4 protein-coding genes and 1 pseudogene are annotated in these 6,229 nt (G+C 55.5%); 4 read left to right on the forward strand and 1 reads right to left on the reverse strand.

All coding sequences use genetic code 11. The features are described 5' to 3' along the window. From JAO32_RS19615 to JAO32_RS19630, 4 genes and pseudogenes are all read left to right on the forward strand, one after another. A pseudogene (locus JAO32_RS19615) lies at nucleotides 1-188 on the forward strand (DciA family protein); the annotation flags it as partial. After that, nucleotides 185-556 (forward strand): Asp-tRNA(Asn)/Glu-tRNA(Gln) amidotransferase subunit GatC, encoded by a 372-nt coding sequence (gatC, locus tag JAO32_RS19620; RefSeq protein ID WP_334243560.1) that lies wholly within the window; start codon nucleotides 185-187, stop codon nucleotides 554-556. The pseudogene JAO32_RS19615 and the gene gatC, both read left to right, overlap by 4 nt. A gap of 147 nt (nucleotides 557-703) precedes the next feature. After that, complete coding sequence (gatA, locus tag JAO32_RS19625) at nucleotides 704-2,149, forward strand: Asp-tRNA(Asn)/Glu-tRNA(Gln) amidotransferase subunit GatA (protein ID WP_334243562.1); 1,446 nt, start codon at nucleotides 704-706, stop codon at nucleotides 2,147-2,149. Between the two features lie 141 nt (nucleotides 2,150-2,290). Further along, nucleotides 2,291-2,617: a hypothetical protein gene (locus JAO32_RS19630; RefSeq protein WP_334243564.1), complete on the forward strand. Its 327-nt coding sequence runs from the start codon at nucleotides 2,291-2,293 to the stop codon at nucleotides 2,615-2,617. An 88-nt stretch (nucleotides 2,618-2,705) separates the two neighbouring features. Here the strand turns inward: JAO32_RS19630 and JAO32_RS19635 are convergent. Continuing rightward, nucleotides 2,706-6,229: TonB-dependent receptor (locus JAO32_RS19635; RefSeq protein ID WP_334243566.1), on the reverse strand; the 3,524-nt coding region annotated here is incomplete at its 5' end.

Genomic DNA, 6,229 nt, shown 5'->3' on the forward strand with positions numbered 1-6,229 from the left:
GCGTTGCGACCGTCACCGTGCCGGACACAGCATGGCAACGCCAACTTGAAATGATCCACGGACAGCTGCGCGGCGACCTGGCCAACATCAGCCGCATCCCCGTGACCGATATACTTTTTGTGTTGCCTGAAAACGCCGCCGCACCACCGCGCCCGGCAGTACCAAGGCCCGCCAGAAAGAAACGATGACCGAGACATTCGATCCGAACGAAGCGCCCGTAGCCGTGCCGCATCCTGAAACCGCAACCGTCACGCTGGACGACGTGCGCCACGTGGCTGCACTGGCCAACCTGCAACTGACCGCAGAAGAAGAGCCACGCATGCAGCGCGACCTGAATGCCATTCTGGAGCATGTAGCCCAGTTGCAGAAGCTGAACACCGAAGGCGTAGAGCCCATGGCGCAGGTAGGACAACTGCTGCAAAAGGCTCCTGCGCTGGGCGGCAGCTCGCTGCGCCAGGATGCGGTAAAGCCCTCTGTGGATCGCACCGTGGTGATGGAAGAAGCACCGGACACCGATGGCCGCTTCTTCAAGGTGCCCAAGGTTATTGAGCGGTAGAGCGGCTGCCAGCTATTAGCTCTTAGCTTTTAGCTGCTTCCCTGTTACTGCCTGCCGTATCCAAAAATTACGTTCCGGTTGCCGACACGTTTGATACTCGCGACCAACAAAGCTAAGAGCTAACAGCTAGAGGCTAAGAGCTATTCCATGAAGACCATCCCAGAGATTCGCGCCGCCATTCTCAACGGCGACACCACGGCCTCCGCCATTGCAGCGGACTACCTCTCGCGCATTCGTACCCGCGATCAGATTGCCGGGCAGGAGATCAACAGCTTTCTTTCGCTGGCAGAAGAGCGTGCGTTGCGCCAGGCCGAACACATTGACGAACTGATGAAGACCGGCGCGGAACTGCCGCCGCTCGCTGGTATCCCCGTGGGTATTAAAGACGTCCTCACCATGGTCGGCGCACCGGCGACTGCGAGCTCGGCCATCCTGAAGGGCTATCACCCTCCGTACGACGCTACCGCCGTTGCCAAACTCGACGCCGCAGGCGCACTGCTGCTGGGCAAGCTGAATTGCGACGAGTTCGCTATGGGTGGCAGCAACGAAAACAGTGCCTACGGTGTTGTGCGCAATCCACGCGCGCTCGATCGTGTACCCGGCGGATCATCGGGCGGCTCCGCGGCAGCAGTTGCTGCAGACTTTTGCTCCGTCTCGCTCGGTACGGACACAGGCGGTTCCGTACGTCAGCCCGCAGCTTTCTGCGGAGTCGTTGGCTTGCTGCCGACTTATGGACGCATCTCGCGTTACGGCTTGATCGCCTTCGCAAGTTCGCTGGATCGCGTTGGCCCCATGGCGCATTCGGTGCAGGACATTGCGACTGTGCTTGGTGTTCTTGCAGGCCCAGACAGCATGGATGCCACCAGCTCGCAGGAGCCGCTGAGCGACTACGTTGCGGAATCGAAGAAGCCTATTGCAGGCATGACGATTGGTGTTCCGAAAGAATACTTCGCAGAAGGTCTCGATGCAGAGATTCGCGCAGCAGTCGAAAAGGTCATTGAAGACCTGAAGGCGCAGGGCTGCACCATTAAACAGATCAGCCTGCCACATACGGAATACGCCGTGCCCACTTATTACGTGCTGGCAACAGCAGAAGCCAGCAGTAACCTGTCGCGCTTTGACGGTGTGCGTTATGGACATCGTACGGAGAACGCGAAGAACCTCTCTTCGCTGTACCGTGAGAGCCGCGAAGAAGGCTTTGGTGCAGAAGCGAAGCGCCGCATTCTGCTCGGCACGTATTCGCTATCTGCGGGTTATTACGATGCGTACTACCGCAAGGCTCAGCAGGTGCGCACACTCATCGCACAGGACTTCGTGAAGGCCTTCGCCGATGTGGATGCCATCGTTGCTCCCATGACGCCTACACCCGCGTGGAAGCTGGGCGAAAAAGCCGATGATCCCATCAGCATGTATCTCGCAGACATCTACACGGTGGCTGCATCATTGGCAGGCATCTGCGGTATCAGTGTTCCCTGCGGCGAGACAAAGGATGGGTTGCCCATCGGCGTGCAATTACTTGCAGGACACTTCCAGGAAGGAAAACTCCTGCGGGTTGCCCAGGCCGTAGAAGATACGCAGAAGAATCGCGCATAAAAGCACTTACAACCTCATCAACATCCTGCGCTCGCGATTTCCACATCGCGAGCGCAACACTTTTGCAGCACTTGTGTTCCTACCAATGTGCGCAGAGAACACGCGAACCAAGCGTGACGATGACGCGAGAGAGGTGACGTGATGAGCTTGAAGACGACGATTGCAAAAATGATTACGGGCGCAGCCCTTGCGGGTGCGCTGTTGTTCGCAGCACCGCATAAGGCAGAGGCACAGCGCGTCGGTTTCGGCGTCACCATTGGCACGGGTCCGGTGTATAGCGGTTATTACAGCGGATACTACGGCCCACGCTACGTGCGTCCCTATCCTTACTACGGCCCCGCATATTATGGCCCCGGCTATTACGCTCCTGGCTATTACCGCGGCTATTATGGCCCACGCCCGTACTACGGTCGTCCCTATGCGCGCCCCTACGGTGGCGGATACTACCGTGGCGGCTATCGCCGGTAGTTGCGATTGTTAACTATCTCGATTGAGAGCAATGTTCAGGCCGGTGCGGAAACGCACCGGCCTTGTTTATGTACAGCAAGACAACAACTTAGAAGAAGATCTTTCCTGACAGCTGATATTGCCGCGGAAAATTCTGCTGCGTGTTGCCAATCGTTCCATAACCACTCCATGCACCCGGAGCATTCGGATCAGCCACTGCAGCGTTACGTGTAGGTGCTGCAGTAGGACTGCTGGTGCTTGGTCCGGGGAAGATGGGGGTATTCATCGCATTGAATGCTTCCGCCTTCAACTGGAACTTCACACTCTCATGAATGGTCCACTTCTTCTCAAGACCCAAAGCAACCTGTGGAGCGTACGGCGCACGAACTGCCGTAGTGTACGGCGGTAGTGTAACCGTGCTGAACGCCGGGAAGTTACTAAAGCATCCAGGGTTGCTGTTGTTCAGGTAACTCTTATAACTGCGCTGCGCGGGAACGATGTTGAAGTTTCCGCAGTTGTAGTTGTATCCATTGGGAAAGGCGATGGGTGTACCGCCTTGGTGCTGCATGGTCCAGTCCAATTGCCAGCCGCCGATTACACCATCCACGTAGGCATTCGCGTTGCTGAAGTACGCTGCACCATGACCAAATGGCAGGTTATACAGACCACTGAGCGCGAAGGTCCAGGGACGATCGCCCGAATCGATTCCATAGTACGGCCTGGGATCGACCAGACCTGCACCAGTATTATTGAGACGGCTTACAGCATCCATCAATTTGGACCAGGTGAACGAGCTCAGCATGCTAATGCCACCAAACGCAGAATGCGATGTGCTGAAACGCTTCTCCGCCTTTGCCTGCAACGAGTGGTAGTTGCTGAAACCACCGGCATCGGTATTGACGTTGACGCTTCCGTAAAACTGCGGATACGGCACCATCAGATACTTCGCTGCGATCGTTGAGTTTGCACCCAGTGACGTAGTGGTGGGCAACACACCGTAGAAGGGGTTGGAAACGAGCTGGTTGAGATAGGCGTTGTTGGCAAAGCCCTTGGAATAGTCCGAAGGATTAAGTCCATTCAGATTTCTGCCGCCCACACGCAGGTGATATGCGTGCGTACCCACGTAGGAGAGATTGATCTTCACGCCACCACCGATGACCTGCTCGATACCAAGGGTCCATTGCTGCACGATGGGAACCTTGTGTTCACGTTGATCGATGCTGATGGTGTTACCAACAAGAGCCAGACCGCCAAGGCTGGTACCTGCAGGAGCCTGTGCACCACTCGGGTAAGGATTGCCGTTCTTAAACGTATAGAGAGGATGCAGATTGTTGTCTGCAGACGCGTTGTATGACGTGGTCTGGTTAAAGGGAGAGGAAGCGCCCAGTTCGATGCCAAATGCCTTCGAGAGCGCGTAGCCTCCGTGAATAACCATCCTGCGATTTGGGCTGTAGGAGAAGCCGAACTTCGGCTGCCAGAACTGCGTGTTATTCACATATGACGACAGAGAGCTGCTGGAGAACTGCGCCGTTCCGTACATCACAGGGACCGGCGATGCTCCATTGGGCAGAACCGAAGGCAGACTCACCGAACTATTGATCGGATTTGCGCAGGTGAAGCAGACACCGGCAAGCAAACGATCGTGGCGATCGCGCGGGCTGGTTTCATTGTCCCAACGGATGCCCATGTTGAAGGTGAGGTGATCCGTGGCCTTCCAGTTGTCCTGGAAGTATGCACCGTAATACTTGTAGCTCTCATACAACTGTTGGTTCCACTGCACGCTGCCGCTGGCCGGAATACCAAGAAGCGCAGCCGCAACGGACGAGCCATCGTTGTTTGCCTTTTGATAGTTCTGCTGCGTAAATCCAGTATTGAAGGCAAAGGTTCCATTCGGCTGACCGATGCCTGCAGCAACATCGTGATACCACGAGAACTCGCCACCGTAATGCAACGAATGACGGCCGATGGTGTGTGTGATGGATGGGCCAATATCGTATGTTTCGAAAAGGGTCTGGTTCACCACATTACCAACCGCAGTCGGCAACGTTTCACTGAAGCTAAATGTGGGTGCCAGATTACGACTGGTGGTGGGAATGGCAGGCATCGACAACCCTAGATCGCCCGGCGTAAGCGTAGCGCTTCCAGCAGCCACTGCACCGGAGGGCGAGGGATTCCAATAACGATTCCAGGACACACGTGCGTCTGCCACCATGTTGTTTGAGATGGTGTGGGTCAGATCCAGCACAGTTGTCCAGTCTTCACGATGATTGCCGAAATTGCCCGTAGCTGCTGGCCCCGGAAGACCGCTATTGTTGCGATTCTCGTAACCAGACCACTGCGTGAAAATAGCGTAGAGACGCGTGCGATCCGTCAGGTTGTAATCCAGACGGGTGATGGGCATGGTGTATTTATAGGCATCTCTTCCGGTAAAGAGATAGTTGTTTTGATATCCGGGCAGATTCGGTGCTGGATATAACTTGAGAACTGCTACGCCGACAGGGCTGATGCGCGCTGCTGGGATTGTGTTGTTGGTAAATTTGGAACGCGTATAGGTATTGCAAGGATTGCTGTTGTTCGCGCAGACAGCAGTCTCCGGGTCATAGATACCGCCTGTTTTCCCTACGGCATTCAGATAATTTGTAAGATTCACGCTGCCATCGGCTCCTGGCAGCATATCTGCCGTGGGCACCGTGGTCAGAACCGGTGCGGGCAGCACTTCACGCCAACCTTCAAAGCTGAAGAAGAAGTATGCCTTGTCCTTCAAAATGGGGCCACCGACAGTGAAGCCGTATTGATGCTGATTGTGATACGGCTTAGCCCCACCTGACTGGTTCACGGTATATGTGTTGGCATCAAGAACGGAGTTACGCCAGAAGTCATACACGGTGCCATGAAAGCCATTCGTACCTGACTTCAGGATGGTGTTCATCGCGCCGCCACCAACACGCCCATACTGCGCATCGAGGGTGACTGTCATCACCTTGAACTCCTGCACGGCGTCAATGGTGGGCGAGATCGTCCAGGAACCGGAGTTACTACCGTTTTGAATGGAGACAGGCGCTCCATTCAGCAGGAACTGATTCGTCGTTCCAGGTGCGCCGTTGATGGTGTAGGCATTGGTTACGTCCCATCCGCGTGTGCCAGAATTGCCACTGGCGCCAAAGGTCGTGGTGGTAAAGCGAACACCCGGTGTCAGCGCCATCAACTGATACACCTGACGTCCATTCAAAGGAAGGTTCTGTACCTTCTCCGGGTCCATCACCGTACCGCTCGAAGCGTCCTGCGTCTCCAACTGAAAATCTTCCGTGGAGACAGAAACCGTGTCGGAAGCTCCGGCGCTCAACTTGGTTGGAAGATCAACACTGCCCGATACAGCGAGAACAACATTGTTATAAATCTTGCTCGTAAAGCCTGACGCTTTGATCGTCACCACATACGTGCTGGGCTGCACAAACGGGATAACAAAGTGACCACCCGCATCACTTTTAGCTGTGTAAGTTTGCTGCTGACTCTTAGCTTCAATCTCAGCGTTGGGGATTTTATAGCCCGCCGCATCGGTTATGGTTCCGCTCAAAGTACCGCGATACTCCTGAGCATGCGCGAAGGCCGTGCCCACACAAAGGCACGCGATCG

The sequence above is a fragment of the Terriglobus sp. ADX1 genome (genome assembly GCF_036877645.1).
GTDB lineage: Bacteria > Acidobacteriota > Terriglobia > Terriglobales > Acidobacteriaceae > Terriglobus.